The 16,712-nt window shown below is 38.2% G+C and carries 11 protein-coding genes and 2 CRISPR repeat arrays (1 of these 13 cut by a window edge); of the genes, 9 read left to right on the forward strand and 2 right to left on the reverse strand.

Going from position 1 to position 16,712, the window contains the following annotated elements; translation table 11 throughout:
* Positions 1-13: 13 nt before the first annotated feature.
* Positions 14-493: a nickel pincer cofactor biosynthesis protein LarC2 gene (larC2, locus tag AC2TDL_RS13110; RefSeq protein ID WP_484696538.1), complete on the forward strand. Its 480-nt coding sequence runs from the start codon at positions 14-16 to the stop codon at positions 491-493.
* A gap of 131 nt (positions 494-624) precedes the next feature.
* Here the strand turns inward: larC2 and AC2TDL_RS13115 are convergent, their stop codons facing one another.
* Positions 625-2,025 carry an MATE family efflux transporter gene (locus AC2TDL_RS13115; protein ID WP_484696539.1) on the reverse strand — a complete coding sequence of 467 codons (1,401 nt, stop codon included), beginning with the start codon at positions 2,023-2,025 and terminating at the stop codon, positions 625-627.
* Between the two features lie 427 nt (positions 2,026-2,452).
* Between AC2TDL_RS13115 and AC2TDL_RS13120 the strand changes: the two genes are divergently transcribed.
* On the forward strand, positions 2,453-3,583 hold the full coding sequence (locus AC2TDL_RS13120; RefSeq protein WP_484701177.1) for an MFS transporter: 1,131 nt from the start codon (positions 2,453-2,455) through the stop codon (positions 3,581-3,583).
* Between the two features lie 199 nt (positions 3,584-3,782).
* Positions 3,783-5,634: direct repeats of the CRISPR family, unit length 32 nt; unit sequence GTCGCACTCCATGTGAGTGCGTGGATTGAAAT.
* Between the two features lie 347 nt (positions 5,635-5,981).
* Positions 5,982-8,438, forward strand: coding sequence for a CRISPR-associated helicase Cas3' (cas3, locus tag AC2TDL_RS13125; RefSeq protein WP_484696540.1), 2,457 nt, complete (start codon positions 5,982-5,984; stop codon positions 8,436-8,438).
* 406 nt (positions 8,439-8,844) lie between these two features.
* On the opposite strand, the gene AC2TDL_RS13130 is transcribed toward cas3, so the two are convergent.
* Complete coding sequence (locus tag AC2TDL_RS13130; protein ID WP_484696541.1) at positions 8,845-8,994, reverse strand: hypothetical protein; 150 nt, start codon at positions 8,992-8,994, stop codon at positions 8,845-8,847.
* A 227-nt stretch (positions 8,995-9,221) separates the two neighbouring features.
* On the opposite strand from AC2TDL_RS13130, the gene cas5c reads away from it, so the two are divergent.
* The 6 genes from cas5c to cas2 all read left to right on the forward strand — a co-directional run bounded on the left by cas5c (position 9,222) and on the right by cas2 (position 14,763).
* The gene (gene cas5c, locus AC2TDL_RS13135) at positions 9,222-9,938 is read left to right on the forward strand and encodes a type I-C CRISPR-associated protein Cas5c (RefSeq protein ID WP_484701179.1); all 717 of its coding nucleotides are present in this window, start codon (positions 9,222-9,224) and stop codon (positions 9,936-9,938) included.
* On the forward strand, positions 9,935-11,860 hold the full coding sequence (gene cas8c, locus AC2TDL_RS13140) for a type I-C CRISPR-associated protein Cas8c/Csd1 (protein ID WP_484696542.1): 1,926 nt from the start codon (positions 9,935-9,937) through the stop codon (positions 11,858-11,860). The genes cas5c and cas8c overlap by 4 nt, the downstream gene beginning before the upstream one ends.
* A gap of 68 nt (positions 11,861-11,928) precedes the next feature.
* Positions 11,929-12,789 carry a type I-C CRISPR-associated protein Cas7/Csd2 gene (gene cas7c / locus AC2TDL_RS13145; RefSeq protein WP_484701181.1) on the forward strand — a complete coding sequence of 287 codons (861 nt, stop codon included), beginning with the start codon at positions 11,929-11,931 and terminating at the stop codon, positions 12,787-12,789.
* Entirely contained in the window at positions 12,779-13,435 is a 657-nt protein-coding gene (gene cas4, locus AC2TDL_RS13150) for a CRISPR-associated protein Cas4 (protein WP_484696543.1), read from the forward strand. Before cas7c ends, cas4 begins: the two co-directional genes overlap by 11 nt.
* Positions 13,432-14,463 (forward strand): type I-C CRISPR-associated endonuclease Cas1c, encoded by a 1,032-nt coding sequence (gene cas1c / locus AC2TDL_RS13155; protein WP_484696544.1) that lies wholly within the window; start codon positions 13,432-13,434, stop codon positions 14,461-14,463. Before cas4 ends, cas1c begins: the two co-directional genes overlap by 4 nt.
* A gap of 9 nt (positions 14,464-14,472) precedes the next feature.
* A complete protein-coding gene (cas2, locus tag AC2TDL_RS13160) occupies positions 14,473-14,763 on the forward strand; it encodes a CRISPR-associated endonuclease Cas2 (protein ID WP_484696545.1) in 291 nt (96 codons plus the stop codon).
* Positions 14,764-14,947: 184 nt separating this feature from the next.
* A CRISPR array of direct repeats spans positions 14,948-16,712; the repeat unit is 32 nt; unit sequence GTCGCACTCCATGTGAGTGCGTGGATTGAAAT (it continues 84 nt past the right edge of the window).

The raw sequence follows: 16,712 nt of genomic DNA on the forward strand, positions 1-16,712 counted from the left end.
GGAGTGAGCTGCATTGAAACAATCAGCGCCAGCAAATGAACATATTGATGATGAGATGATTAAACTAGAAGTAAACCTTGATGATACGTCAGGAGAATGGCTTGGCTATGTGTTAGATTTGCTATTGGAGCAAGGAGCGAACGACGTATACTATACACCGATATATATGAAGAAAAATCGACCTGGCGTCTTGCTTCAGGTGTTATGCACCGCTCATTTGCTTGACCAAATGAAAGAAATCATCTTTCGTGAAACAACTACACTAGGCTTGCGCTATTATCCGCTCACCGTTCATCGCTTGGAACGTAAAATGGTTAAAGTTTTAACAGAACTAGGTGAAGTGCACGTTAAAATTGGCAGCTATCAAGGAAAAATGATGCAATGGGCACCTGAGTATGAGGATTGTAAATATCTTGCTAAGCAGCATGGAATTCCATTAAAGAAAGTATATGAAATTGTACGGCATGCCTTTGATAGTTCTAGCCTTGTATAGCCGTAATATGACTAACGTAACATGACATGACATAAAAAAAAGCGATCCATGAAGGGCACTCTGTTTGTCAGATTACTAAGCAAAGGGAGTACCTTCAAGCGGATCGCTTTTTTTAATTAAATGCAGCAGCACTAATGACTAGCAGAGGCTGCTGGAGTTGCTTTAACCAATGCATGTTTTTCCCAATTCCGTCTTTTCCAACGAATCGACATAATAACAGCACGGGACCATTCGTCGGCAGCAATTGCTAGCCATACACCTGCAAGACCCATATCGAGATGGAATAAAAGTAAATAACCAAGCGGCAAGCTCATACATACCATCGAAAATATGCCGATGATTAATGGGAATGTTGCATCCCCAGAAGCACGCAGTGAGTTAATAATAACAATATTAATGGTACGTCCTGTCTCTAGTACTATGCTAAGCAAAAGTACATTTGCACCGATTGAAATAATTTCTTGATCATCGGTAAAGATCGACATTAACGGTACACGTAATAGGATAACGACACCAATCATGATTAGCGTAATAATCGAAGCTGATTTTGTGCTGCCCCATACTCTTTTATAAGCTTCATCTTGTTTGCCAGCTCCTACTAAGCGACCGACAATAATAGATGTACCAGAAGCAACAGCTATCGCAAACAAATAGATAAACATTGAAATATTGGTCGCGTACGTTCTTGCTGCAAGTGAAGCTTCTCCTAAATACGTACAATAATACAAAAATACAAGCTGACAGGATTGATACATAATTTGCTCTAATGCTGATGGAATACCGATTTTTAGAATTTTAGTAATATACGTTTTCGATAATGAAATATAAAACTTCCATTCAATTTTAACCTCGATAATCTGATAGAGCAGCCAGAAAAATACGACTACCGCAATTACACGGCTAATCACAGATGAAATAGCAGCCCCTTGCGTACCAAGCTGTGGTAAGCCAAAGTGACCTAAAATTAAGCCATAGTTCAACAAGATATGAATCACATTCATACCAAGCGAGACAAACATTGCTTGCTTAGTAAAGCCATGAACACGAATAATTGCAGAAAGTGAGTTAATAATTGCCTGTAAGAATATCGCTCCTCCGACAATCGATAAATATCTGAAGGCATGTTCATGAACTTCACCGTGTAAATTAAGCATTGTTAGCATCGATTTGCTAAAAATGACAAAGATTGTACTGATAATAAGCCCAACAATCAGGTTAAGCGTAATTGCAAGCGCAGAGACACGAGAAGCTTCAAGCAGCTTGCGTGACCCAAGATATTGTGCAACAACAATCGATGCACCGTTACCAATAACCTCCATAATTAGTATTGCGATATGAAGGAAGTTGTTAGATGCTCCGACTCCCGATACAGCATTATCGGAAATCTCACTGAGCATAAAGGTATCTACAATACCCATTAGCATAAATAATAAGACTTCTAAAAAGATTGGCCAAGTGAGCTTGAATAAATTAAATTCAGATGCACCTTTGCCGCTTGCTGTTTCGTTCACAGTTGATTGATCTCTAGACATGTGCTTTCCTTTCTTTACGTAGTACATAAAAATAAGCCAATGGGTATCATAGCACATTTAATCAAAAAATGCATTTAAAATTTTAGATCTAAAATATTAAATTTTTTAGAGATAATTTTCCTCATTCACAGCTTTTCTATCAGCTACTCCATCTTTCATTTATCTAAAATAATCAGGCTAAAACCATTAAGATCAGTAAAACCGTAGATTTTTGCAAGTCCGCCGCTAAATAAAGACTGACCGTTCCAGCGAGCTGCATTTGAGTTGATTCTCTAATGCAACAACTGCCCACTTTAAACATGGATAGACGAAAGTTTTTCCTTGCAAAAATATTATGCTTATCTACTCTAATATCACTGATTCAACGCTCATAAGATAGAGTACGGAGGCGATGATGATGAGAAAGCTTTATTTAATATTGGCAATTATGCTTGCGGCGTTTAATTTAAGACCGATAATTACATCAGTCTCCCCATTACTTAATACATTGCAATCAGAGCTAGGAATGAGTGGAGTGGTTGCAAGCCTGCTTACCACCTTGCCTGTATTATGTATGGGTCTGTTTGCACCAATAGCAACGAGGCTCAGAGAATGGATTGGATTAGAGCGAACGATTTTCTTGTCGATATTATTAATTGCGCTTGCCACTGCTGTACGCGGGATTATTGAATCTGTTGCAGTGCTAGTTATTAGCGCATTTGTCGGTGGAATTGGAATTAGCATTGCTGCTCCGTTATTGTCTAGCTTTATAAAAAAGTACTTTCCTACAAAGCCACAAATCGTAAGCTATTATACCGCTGCCTTAACAATAGGTGCGGTTCTTGCTTCAGCCTTCTCGGTATCAATTTATAAAGGAAGCGGCAATAATTTTGCTATAGCGCTCTCTTGCTGGAGTTTAATTGCAGTATTTGCCCTGCTAGTATGGTCAGGACTGCTTTCCGAGAAGGTGCAGTCAGCAACGATTTCTCACCGAGCTAAGTTGCCGCTTCGCAATAAGCGAGCATTGCTTTTAACGGGCTACTTTGGGTTTATGGCTGGCATATTTTATAGTTTGCTGGCTTGGATTTCACCTATTGCCATTAGCTTTGGTTATTCTCAAGCTAGTGCAGCAATGCTGCTAAGTATTTTTGTTATCGTCCAAATACCTATTTCCTTTATTATCCCTTGGTTAGCTAACAAATGGGGAAAATTTAGATGGCTGCTAATTGGCTGCAGCTTATGTGAAGTTGTAGGAATTAGCTTAATGCTGCTAGATTTTCCGCTTCTTCCTGCTATTATTAGCAGCGGAATAGGTGCTGGTGGATTGTTTTCTCTTGCGCTGATGCTGCCAATCGTTGAAACAGCGAATTCAGAGGAAGCGGGTTCATGGTCAGCGATGTCACAGGGCGGAGGATATATAGCTGGTGCTATGGGTCCACTGCTTGTCGGCTTTATTTATGATGTATCAGGCAGCTTTACAGTAGCACTGCTTGCAATATTGCTGTTAATTTTGTTAATGATTATAGTACAGAGCTTTATGACAGATAGAAGGGGAGAAAAGCAAGTGTTAAGTAAATAGAGTGAATGTAAAAGGAAACACTTAGTACTTGGTGCGGATCGGAAGCTCACATAAAATCCCTAGGAGATCCGCACCCCGCATAAAATAAGGGTTTTTGCGATTTTTCACGTGATTTTTTGGTATAATTATGGTAAATTTAAATCGATCCGCACTTAAGCGTTTGCAAAAGCTTGCTACGCAAAGGTGAAAAGTGCGGGCTGTCGCACTCCATGTGAGTGCGTGGATTGAAATCCATCATAACAAGCACATACCATATTACCAGTGATGTTAGTCGCACTCCATGTGAGTGCGTGGATTGAAATGATAATCTCACTGGCGACTATCGCATCATCCGTCCAGTCGCACTCCATGTGAGTGCGTGGATTGAAATTTCGGTCAATTAAAAATTGCAGGTGTCTCAACGAGTCGCACTCCATGTGAGTGCGTGGATTGAAATCCTGGTAATGTTGCACCTTACGGATATCAACGTGTCGCACTCCATGTGAGTGCGTGGATTGAAATATCACTACCATATAAATGAAGGTAAAGATTTTGAGTCGCACTCCATGTGAGTGCGTGGATTGAAATTATTTCCGCCATTTTACGTTCTAATCCCGCCAAGTCGCACTCCATGTGAGTGCGTGGATTGAAATTTTATCTAGTTTTGTTTGTTATTATCCGAAATTTGGAGTCGCACTCCATGTGAGTGCGTGGATTGAAATACCTTTAGCGGTACAAAGTTAAGGATAATTGTTGGGTCGCACTCCATGTGAGTGCGTGGATTGAAATAAAATCACATGTGCCTAGCTGCCATCGAACTGTGTCGCACTCCATGTGAGTGCGTGGATTGAAATAAGCTATACAATCCTAGCTACTTACAGGAGTCTGTGTCGCACTCCATGTGAGTGCGTGGATTGAAATATTAGTGTTAAAAGCTATGCAATTCAAAGATGACAAGGTCGCACTCCATGTGAGTGCGTGGATTGAAATATATTAAAAAAGAAGGTGGTCACAATTGTCTGGAGTCGCACTCCATGTGAGTGCGTGGATTGAAATATATTAAAAAAGAAGGTGGTCACAATTGTCTGGAGTCGCACTCCATGTGAGTGCGTGGATTGAAATTCTGCATCAGAGACAAAGCGATTATTTGCATCTTGTCGCACTCCATGTGAGTGCGTGGATTGAAATCATATGAGATTTTACAAGCTCTTGAGAGTAGTTGCAGTCGCACTCCATGTGAGTGCGTGGATTGAAATCATATGAGATTTTACAAGCTCTTGAGAGTAGTTGCAGTCGCACTCCATGTGAGTGCGTGGATTGAAATTTTTATCAATTTGTACAGCATCACTAATTGCTAAATCGTCGCACTCCATGTGAGTGCGTGGATTGAAATATCATAGCTTTTTGCACTAATCGTTCCATTTAGATATAGTCGCACTCCATGTGAGTGCGTGGATTGAAATTCCGCATCCTGTACAGTCCAAACATCATCATCTAGTCGCACTCCATGTGAGTGCGTGGATTGAAATAAGACCTAACTTATCTCTGCTATAGGTCTCAAACCAGTCGCACTCCATGTGAGTGCGTGGATTGAAATCTAAAATGCGACTATTCGAGTTGTGCGGAGTAGCGTCGCACTCCATGTGAGTGCGTGGATTGAAATTCAATCTGATAGATTACTTGATTAATGCAGACTGTGTCGCACTCCATGTGAGTGCGTGGATTGAAATAAGAGATGAGTACAAGTCTCTCACAAGGCTTGTGTAGTCGCACTCCATGTGAGTGCGTGGATTGAAATCTTTCGTGCAGTTTTAGGATGAATGATGTACTTAATGTCGTCGCACTCCATGTGAGTGCGTGGATTGAAATACAAAGAAAATGATAGAGTATTCTACCGCAGGCATTTAGTCGCACTCCATGTGAGTGCGTGGATTGAAATTTTACGTCCTATATGATTTATATACGTCAGATATAGTCGCACTCCATGTGAGTGCGTGGATTGAAATATGATGCGTCTAATAAGCTCAGATGGGTTGATATGTCGCACTCCATGTGAGTGCGTGGATTGAAATGATCATGTACGTTGTCGACTGTCAGTTCGATTTCAGTCGCACTCCAAATGAGTGTGTGTCTCAAATATATGCTCCTGTTCGTATATTGCAGAGGGATCGGGGGCGTAGTGTGGTTTAAATTACAACTGATTATTTGTAAGAATATGTGCTACAGATTTAGACATTAATTTTTATTTCCAGGTAATGTTTGATATTATATTATTAGTGAAATATGGGATTAATAGAATCGATTGGGACAAGCGGTATAGCAAGGATAGTAGTTAAATAGGAGTGTTAAATTGTGAATGATGAGTATTACGTAAATATACCTAGTAAGTTATTCTTGAGCAAAGCATTGAGGTGTTAGTATGGCAAATCTCTCTATATATGAATCAATAGCACATATTAGAAAGAGTGACGGAGCAGTACAAACTGTTGAACAACATTTGCTTGAGGTAATGAAGCTTGCAGAAAAGATTGGGGATAAAGTCGGCATCCCTCATGTTACTGGACTTGCTGGATTATTGCATGACGTTGGGAAATACAATCAACAATTTGCTGATTATATTAAGCAAGCGGTTCTTAATCCAGATAATCCTCCTAGTAAAAAAATTGACCATTCAACAGCAGGCGGTAAACTACTGTTTAGCATGTTCCATCGTCTCTATGAACGTTCTTCCCTATACGAACTACTAGCCGAAATCGTTAGCAATTCTGTTATTTCTCACCACTCTTATTTACATGATTACTATTCCCCTGAACCTAACAATGGATTTTTGTATCGAGTAAGTGAAAAACCGATTTATAATTTTGAGCAAATCGTTGATATATTTTTTGAAAAAGTAATGAGTCGTGAGCAATTTAAGGAATATGTAGATTTAGCGACTAAAGAATTACACCAATTTTCACAAAAAGAAAAAAAACAAGCCTATGCAAATTTAATGCTTCTAACAAAATATGTGTTTAGTGCTTTAATTGAAGCAGATCGTCATAACTCTAGAGCCTTTGAGGAAAACATTCCAATAGAGCAGCAAGTATTGCAAGGAAACAATATAGAAGCGCTATTTCGACAATACTACGATAAACTAACTACATATTTACAATCATTTGTTCTAAAGCAAGGAGAGAATGAGCAAATCTATCAATTGCGAAAGCAGTTATCTGAGCAATGTGAAGAATTTGCTGTGCATCCATCTGGCATTTATACATTATCGATACCTACTGGTGGTGGAAAAACATTAGCTAGTTTGCGCTATGGGTTAAAACATGCGTTAACTTACGGTAAAGAACATATTATTTATGTTGTGCCATATACGAATATAATAGAGCAAAATGCTGCTGAAGTTCGGAATATTTTACAAGATGATGATGCAGTTCTTGAACATCATTGTAACGTCATAATCGAAGAGAACAGTGATGAGATGGATGACTGCATGATGAGCAATGCTCAAAAACTGAAACTTGCCATGGAAAATTGGAATGCACCTATCATCTTTACGACCATGGTGCAGTTTCTAAATGTGATATATGACAAAGGTACAAAAAACATACGGCGTTTCCACCAATTAGCGAAATCCGTGATCATTTTTGATGAAGTGCAAAAAGTACCGACTCATTGTATTTCTCTATTTAATTTTGCAGTTAATTTCTTAAATAAATGTTGTGATTCAAGTATTGTATTATGTACGGCAACACAACCAGCATTGCAAAAATTACAGCTTCCTCTCATGCTAAGTAACCGTCATGAAATGATAGAGCAATTAAATGAAGTTTTCCAAGCTTTTCAAAGAGTGAAGCTCGTGCCTAAAATCGAAAAAGAGCTATCTACAGAAGAATTAGTAGAAATGGTACAAGAGCAGCTGGCACAGCTAGATAGCGTATTAGTTATCCTTAATACAAAATCGGTTGTGAAAAAGCTCTATCAAGCATTAAAGGAAAGTACAGATGATGACATACAAGTTTATCATCTGAGCACTTCCATGTGTGCACAACATCGTAAAAGTATGCTTAGAATCATTCGAGGCAAGTTAAAAACGAATCAAAAAATTGTTTGTATAAGCACTCAATTGATAGAGGCAGGAGTCAATATTAGCTTTCAAACGGTAATTCGCTCATTAGCTGGACTTGATTCAATTGAACAAGCAGCGGGAAGATGCAATCGCCATGGTGAACATCCATTGCGCTATGTATATCTTATTCAGCATAAAGAAGAAAAGCTGGATAAGTTAAAAGAAATTCAAATAGGTGCAAAGATTACCAAAGAAATGATTGTTGAGTTAAAAAAGAATTCATCATTATACGACGGTGATCTCAGATCGAAAAAAGCGATGGATTATTACTTTGAGCAATTTTATCAAGACATGACAAATGAGTTGAATTATAAGCTTCAAGGAAAGGGATATTCGCTCGTAAATTTATTGGCAGGATATAAAGATAAAAATCCTCATTATGTAGCTTATATGAATAAAATGAAACAAGATTCACAGCCGCCATTATTTCTAAATCATAGTCATATGACAGCAGCAGAACAATTTGAAGTTATACCTGATCTTACAACGTCGGTTCTTGTGCCGTATGGTAAGGGGAAAGAGATTATCGCTGCTTTAAACGGTAGTCAAAGTGTTCAAGATCTTGGAAGAAGATTAAAACAAGCTCAGCTATATTCGATTAATATTTATAATCAGGAGCTCAAAGCTTTGACTGAACAACAAGGTATTGTACCGTTGCTTGATGGTAAGGTACTTGCGCTGAAAGAAAATATGTACTCTAAGCAATATGGTTTGGATCTTGAGGGTGAAGGAGAATTGGCATTTTTAAGTTACTGATTGATACTGATTGATTTTATAGAGGTAAAAAAGAGAGTACGATGAAGCGAAAACCTTTTCATCGTACTCTCATCTCTTTCTCACAATATGCAAACATTTCAAAATAAATTAATTTAAACCCACGTCTTATGACGACATCCATAGTATAGCATAGCGGCAAAAATACTCAATATTTGTTCTAATTAATTTTAAAATACAAGTATTTACAATTCCAGTATCTTTTATTAAAATATGGATATGAAGAAAAAGAGACGCAATAAGCGTCCCTATCACTTGTAAACATCTCCTCGAGTACCGATTTTTATAATCACAACAATTAATTGCTCATTAACAATTTTGGTCGAGAATTCGTTTTTTCCACTTGCTTTCTAATTTCTGAATGCTTTTCAGAGCTTCTTTATAAAACTTAATCTCGTAATTCATTTTCAATGTCCTTTAAGCTAATAAGCTCATCATTTTCTAAAGCGTGCTGAGCTGCTTTAATCGCTGCAAGGTCATCTACTGTAGTTGGTTCTTCATCAATTGGTGGTTCATACTCAGAATGATTATTCTTCATTAAGCTCTCTAAATGATTTTTGGCAAGCTCATACGTTTTTTAGGCAAGTGATCAACAAGTTCATGCAATTGTTCTTTACTAACTGCCATGTCTCTCAACCCCTTTTCACTCAATAATATTATTATACCATTTAGACAAGCCTACAATAAACTTAACAACTGTTCATCTCGAAATTATATTCAGAATAATCAGATAAGTCATTGTATTAGGAGGTGAAGCTTATGAAAATTAGAAATTCGATAGAATTTAAAGTATATGGAAAAAACGCATTATTTACTGATCCATTAACGAAATTAGGAGGAGAAAAGCTTTCTTATCAGATTCCTACTTACCAGGCATTAAAAGGAATAGTTGAATCGATCTACTGGAAACCAACTATTACCTATATTATTGATGAACTTCGAATTATGAAGCCGATTCAAATGGAGTCAAAAGGTATTCGTCCTATCGAATATGGCGGCGGGAATACATTAGCTAACTATACATATTTGAAGGATGTATGTTATCAGGTTAGATGTCACTTTGAGTTTAATATGAATCGACCAGAATTGGAATTTGATCGTAACGAACATAAGCATCACAATATTTTGAAACGAAGTTTGAAGGCAGGTGGAAGGAGAGATATTTTTTTAGGTACTCGTGAATGTCAAGCATATGTTGAACCTTGTGTGTTTGGTGAAGGAGAAGGATTTTACGATAAATATGCTGAGATACATTTTGGCACAATGTTTCATGGTTTCAATTATCCTGATGAGACGGGTACAAATGAATTATCTGTACGTTTATGGCAGCCTGTTATGAGAAACGGAATAATTAAGTTTTTAAGACCAGAAGAATGTAACCTAGTTAAACGTATCGGAGAACGCACTAAAAAACATTTTGATAACAATTCCATTCAGTCCGCAGAGCAATTGCTGGAGGAATTGGAGGGAAGCAGTTTATGAGCTGGTTATTAAATTTATATGAAACCTATGAAGCGAACAGTAATCAAATTGGTGTGATAGAAACAACGCATTATGGACAGGAATACACCTTGTTACCAGTATCTCATACTACACAAAATGCTCAGATTGAAGTGACCATTGATAATGCAGGTGAATTTTTAAGAGCAGAAGTGATTAGTAAGGATAATAGTAATACGATTATTCCTTGTACAAAAGATTCTGCCAGTAAAGCAGGAACAGCAGTTTTTCCTCATCCGCTGCATGACAAGCTCATTTATGTAGCAGGTGACTATAACGACTATGTGGCTGCGAAGAAACAAACAACGCATTACCAAGATTATTTAAAGCAATTAGCTCAATGGGCAGAATCCCCTTATGCTTCTCCAAAAGTAAAGAGCATTTTTCGTTATGTTCGTAAAGGAACTCTAATTCATGATTTAGTAAAGGAAAAGAAACTTGCAGTTGATGAAAAAGGACTGTTAATAAGTAAATGGCATGATAAATATAAGTCACTTTATCTTGAAAAGCCAAATATTTTTACTGTTTTAGCAGGCGAACAAGAAAGTGCATTTATACGATTTAATGTTGTTGAAGCCGAAAAGGCTACTGTACCTGTCTGGTCGGATAAAGAAATGTATGATTCATTTATTAAGTTTTATGAACAAAAGCTTGGAAATAAAGAAATTTGTTATGTCACTGGTGAGTTTAAACCGAGTACGGACAAGCATGCTAATAAAATTAGAAATTCTGGTGATAAAGCGAAGCTCATTTCCTCAAATGATACGAGTGGTTTTACGTTTCGTGGCAGATTTAATAAAAGTTATGAAGTTGCAACGATTAGCTATGATGTGTCGCAAAAGAGTCATAACGCATTAAAATGGCTAATTAATCGCCAAGCAAAAATTGTTGATGGTCGAGTTTTTTTGGTATGGGGGAACAACAAAACGGATGTGCCTAATATTGTTAATGATAGTTTTGATTTGTTGAACATGATTTTGGAAGAAGATCAAACGCAACAGGTGATTCAAACGATTGCTTCTACTAGCAAAGAGACAGCGGAAGAGTTTAAGAAGGCATTGAAAGGATACCAGCATAAACTATTAACCGAACTTGGCGAACAAACAATGCGTATCAATATTTTATTATTAGATTCTGCGACTACAGGACGCATGGGAGTTTTATATTATCGTGATTTAGACGTAAAAGACTATTTTGCCAGAATAGAACGCTGGCATACGAAATGTAGTTGGAGACATGATTATCGAAAAGTGGACGGCATATTTGTACCGTTCAAAGGAGCTCCTTCGACTCAAGACATTGCGTTTGCAGCATATGGCTCAAGGGCAGACAATAAAGTTGTTAAGGGTTTAATGGAACGTATGCTTCCATGCATTGTCGATAATCGAACCTTACCTATAGATATATTAAGAAGTGCGATTGCTCGTGCAAGCAGTCCGCAATCTATGGAACCTTGGGAATGGGAAAAAACATTAAGCATTACGTGTGCCTTGATAAAATCAGTTACGGAGGGATATGACGTGGGGTTAGATCCTAATCAAAATGATCGAGATTATTTGTTTGGTAGATTACTAGCTTTGGCAGATATTTTAGAGCGTAGAGCACTAAAAAAGCAAAATGAAAACAGAGCTACGAATGCGATTCGATATATGAATGCATTTTCCAAATATCCAGAACGAACATGGAAAACGATTCATTCGAACATAAATCACTATATAGAGAAATATGGTACCCAAGTTTCAGATATTACTAAATTAATTGCTGAAGTATCTAACAAGATTCCGTTTGAAAAATTCAATAACGAACCATTATCTGGTAAATACTTACTAGGATATTATAGTCAACGACATGCTTACTATAATCATACTCCTGCAGAAGAGCATATGGAAGAGACAAAGGAATAGGGCATAAGTGTATAGAGAGCAGTTTCAAGAATAAATTAATGATTTCAATTTTGAAAGGAGAAATTATGATGTCCATACTAGATCATAAAGTAGATTTTGCAGTGATTTTTTCAGTAAATAAAGCAAATCCTAATGGAGATCCACTAAACGGAAACCGTCCGCGCCAAAATTATGATGGTTTTGGAGAAGTATCTGATGTTGCAATAAAAAGAAAAGTTCGTAATCGATTGCAAGATGCAGGGGAATCTATTCTAGTTCAATCTAATGATCGTCGAAATGATGAATATGATAGTATTCGTGCTCGTGTAGAATCTGTTGATGAAATAGCACAATTATTAAAAACTAAAAAAGCATCAAAAGAGCAATTTGCCGCACTTGCTTGCCAACAATGGATTGATGTTCGAAGCTTTGGACAAGTATTTGCCTTTAAAGGTGGAGATGCTGAAGGGGTTTCAATCGGTATTCGTGGACCTGTATCTATTCACACTGCTACGAGTGTTACTCCAATCGACATTACAAGTATTCAAATTACAAAAAGTGTAAATTCAGAGTCAGGCAAGGAGCGAGGCTCTGATACAATGGGGATGAAGCATCGTGTAGATTATGGATTATATGTATTTTACGGTAGCATAAATCCACAATTAGCGGAAAAAACAGGGTTTACCAATGAGGATGCGTTAAAAATTAAAGAGGCGTTGCTCTCTTTATTTGAAAATGATGCTTCATCTGCTCGACCAGAAGGGAGTATGGAGGTACACAAGTTGTATTGGTGGGAACATAATTCAAAGTTAGGACAATATTCTTCAGCAAAAGTACATCGCTCATTGCAAATAAAAGCAAAAGGAGATGTTCCTAAGTCATTTGAGGATTATAGTATAGAATTGTATCCTTTGGAAGGATTGAAAGTTGATGTCCTTGATGGCAGATAACGTCGATGAATATTTGCTATTGTCAGGTATACAGCACTTTAAATTTTGTAAACGTCAATGGGCCTTGATTCATATCGAACAGCAGTGGGAAGAAAATGTAAAGACAATTGAAGGGCAGATTGTGCATGAAAAGGCGCATCAGCCCTTCATCCGAGAAAAACGAAAAAACCACATTGTTGTTCGTGCTATGCCTGTTGTCTCTCATCAACTTAAATTAACAGGTGAATGTGACGTAGTGGAGTTTGTTCAAGATGACAATGGGGTACCGATATTTTCTGCAGAAGGAAAATATATTGCTTATCCAATAGAATATAAGCGCGGCAGACCAAAGAAATCTGAGGAAGATATCGTGCAGCTAGTTGCTCAAGCATTGTGCTTAGAAGAAATGCTCTGTTGTGAACTACATACCGGCTATATTTACTATGATGAAATTAAGCATAGAGTTGAAGTGGATTTAACGTATGAGCGCAAGCAAGCAGTAAAAGAACTTGTAGCAGAAATGTATAATTACTATGTTCGAAAATATACCCCTAAGGTGAAGACAGGAGCTCATTGTAAAAGCTGCTCGCTTCAGCATATATGTATGCCCCAGCTAATGAAATTGCGTTCGGTGAAAAGCTACATTGAAGGGGCGATTTTTAAATGAAAAAATTATTAAATACACTATATGTTACTCAACCAGACGTATATCTATCTCTTGACGGAGATAATATTGTGCTATTAAAAGATCAAGATAAGCTTGGAAGAGTACCGTTGCACAATTTAGAAGCTATTGTGACTTTTGGTTATACAGGAGCGAGCCCAAAATTGTTAGGGTATTGTGCAGAGAGAAACATCGATGTTACCTTTTTTACGAGCAGTGGAAGATTTCTTGCAAGGGTAGTCGGAGAAAGCAGAGGGAATGTTGTTCTGCGTAAGGAGCAATATCGAATATCAGATAATGAAAAACGCTCTGCAAAAATAGCCCGTAATTTTATTATAGGTAAAATATATAATCACAAATGGATATTGGAACGAATGATACGCGAGCATAGTTTGCGTATCAATGTTGAGCGATTTAAAGCAGTATCAATAGAGCTAACCGAATATTTGAGTGAAGTTAGAAACTGTGAGGATTTGCAGCAACTACGAGGGTTAGAAGGACAAGCAGCATCAATTTATTTTGATTTATTTAACGATATGATTTTACAGCAGGAAGAAGATTTTGTATTTCACGGTCGCTCACGTAGACCTCCTCTTGACAATGTAAATGCAATGCTTTCATTTGCCTATTCATTGCTTGCTAAAGATATGGCTGCTGCTTTAGAAGGGGTAGGGTTAGATGCTTATGTAGGATTTCTACACCGGGATCGACCTGGTCGTATTTCCTTAGCTCTTGATATGATTGAGGAATTAAGGGGTGTTTATGCCGATCGTTTTGTTTTATCATTAATAAATAAACGAGTAATTACGAAGGATGATTTTTGGGTAAAAGAAAACGGGGCAGTACTCTTAAAAGAGGATTCGAGAAGAAACTTTCTAAATGCTTGGCAAAGCAAAAAACAAGAAAAGATTACTCATCCATTTACGGGTGAAAAAATAGTTTGGGGTTTAGTACCACATGTACAAGCCCAATTATTGGCAAGATATTTACGAAATGATCTCGATGAGTATCCACCGTTCTTGTGGAAGTAGGTGAAATTTATGCTCGTTCTCATTACGTATGATGTGAGCCTTACCGACTCCAATGGAAAAACAAGACTGCGCAGAGTTTCAAAGCTGTGTCAAGATTATGGACAACGTGTTCAAAATTCAGTTTTTGAATGTCATGTAGATTCTGCTCAATTAGCTACATTAAAGCATAAATTAATAGAAATTATTGATCCTGAACAAGATAGTTTGCGTTTTTATCGTCTCGGTAATCAATATAAAAATAAGGTGGAGCATATAGGAGTAAAAAAATCTTTAGATCTCGATGCACCATTAATATTTTGAGAGAACTTATAAATTGGTGCGGATCGGAAGCTCACATAAAATCCCTAGGAGATCCGCACCCCGCATAAAATAAGGGTTTTTGCGATTTTTCACGTGATTTTTTGGTATAATTATGGTAAATTTAAATCGATCCGCACTTAAGCGTTTGCAAAAGCTTGCTACGCAAAGGTGGAATGTGCGGGCTGTCGCACTCCATGTGAGTGCGTGGATTGAAATGGCACTTTCGGCAGCCTTAAAAAAGGGAAAAGAAGTCGCACTCCATGTGAGTGCGTGGATTGAAATATCATCGCCCCATTTATTTTTAGCAAACTTTTCGAGTCGCACTCCATGTGAGTGCGTGGATTGAAATTCGTCTGATGCTTGCTTACTCGAATACAAGCACAATGTCGCACTCCATGTGAGTGCGTGGATTGAAATATAGTTTTCGCCCCAATCTATTACTTACGTATTTCCAGTCGCACTCCATGTGAGTGCGTGGATTGAAATTCTTATGCCTGACTATATTTTTAAATCTGTTAAATGTCGCACTCCATGTGAGTGCGTGGATTGAAATACTAGTATCTTTATTTAAATTAAAACGTCTTTTAGTGTCGCACTCCATGTGAGTGCGTGGATTGAAATTGCTAGAAACAATGGCATTGACTACCGTAAGTCCGGTCGCACTCCATGTGAGTGCGTGGATTGAAATAGCAGCTCCCAGTTCAGTGACATCATACACCATAGTCGCACTCCATGTGAGTGCGTGGATTGAAATCATTACACTTTCAGATTACAGACTTCACCTAAACCGTCGCACTCCATGTGAGTGCGTGGATTGAAATATTAAACGTGGACAATCTTTGCCGCTCCAGTCGTGTCGCACTCCATGTGAGTGCGTGGATTGAAATAAAAACGTGTAAGCCCTCATACGTTACGACATACCGTCGCACTCCATGTGAGTGCGTGGATTGAAATTTGAAGGTCGGATGCTAGGTTAATCGCTTCTCGGTCGCACTCCATGTGAGTGCGTGGATTGAAATCGAAAAACTGTTTTAGTTTGCTTCTATCTGATAAGTCGCACTCCATGTGAGTGCGTGGATTGAAATTATTTTTTTTAGGATTTCTTCGCGTGATACTTTCATGTCGCACTCCATGTGAGTGCGTGGATTGAAATTATTTTTTTTAGGATTTCTTCGCGTGATACTTTCATGTCGCACTCCATGTGAGTGCGTGGATTGAAATATTACACTGCATCTCTGCCCAGTCAATCGTGTCGATGTCGCACTCCATGTGAGTGCGTGGATTGAAATTTGGTTAGAACAATGGCGCTGCACTCAAGTACACGGGGTCGCACTCCATGTGAGTGCGTGGATTGAAATCCGTACAACAACAGCGGTAATAAAGGCATTGGTGCAGGGTCGCACTCCATGTGAGTGCGTGGATTGAAATACTAAAGATGAATCCAGTCTCGACTAAAGTAGTAAGAGTCGCACTCCATGTGAGTGCGTGGATTGAAATGTTACATATTGACCAGACCCGCTTGTATTATCAGTAACAGTCGCACTCCATGTGAGTGCGTGGATTGAAATACACCATCTGGCACATCTGCATGATAAATCTCGCGTCGCACTCCATGTGAGTGCGTGGATTGAAATCGTATACACGTTGCGGACACGGTGAAATAGACGTGTCGCACTCCATGTGAGTGCGTGGATTGAAATCTCAGATTACTGTCGAGCCCAAACTTTGCCGACAGTCGCACTCCATGTGAGTGCGTGGATTGAAATTTGTTGCAGCTCCCAGTCCTGGCGTACTTTCTTTGTCGCACTCCATGTGAGTGCGTGGATTGAAATGTTAATTTTTCGTTAAAGGAGGACTAAAAAGTCCGTCGCACTCCATGTGAGTGCGTGGATTGAAATGTCAATTACTCGGATAAATCGCCCGATGTCCGCCTGGTCGCACTCCATGTG

It is taken from the genome of Paenibacillus sp. plas6 (genome assembly GCF_057221655.1).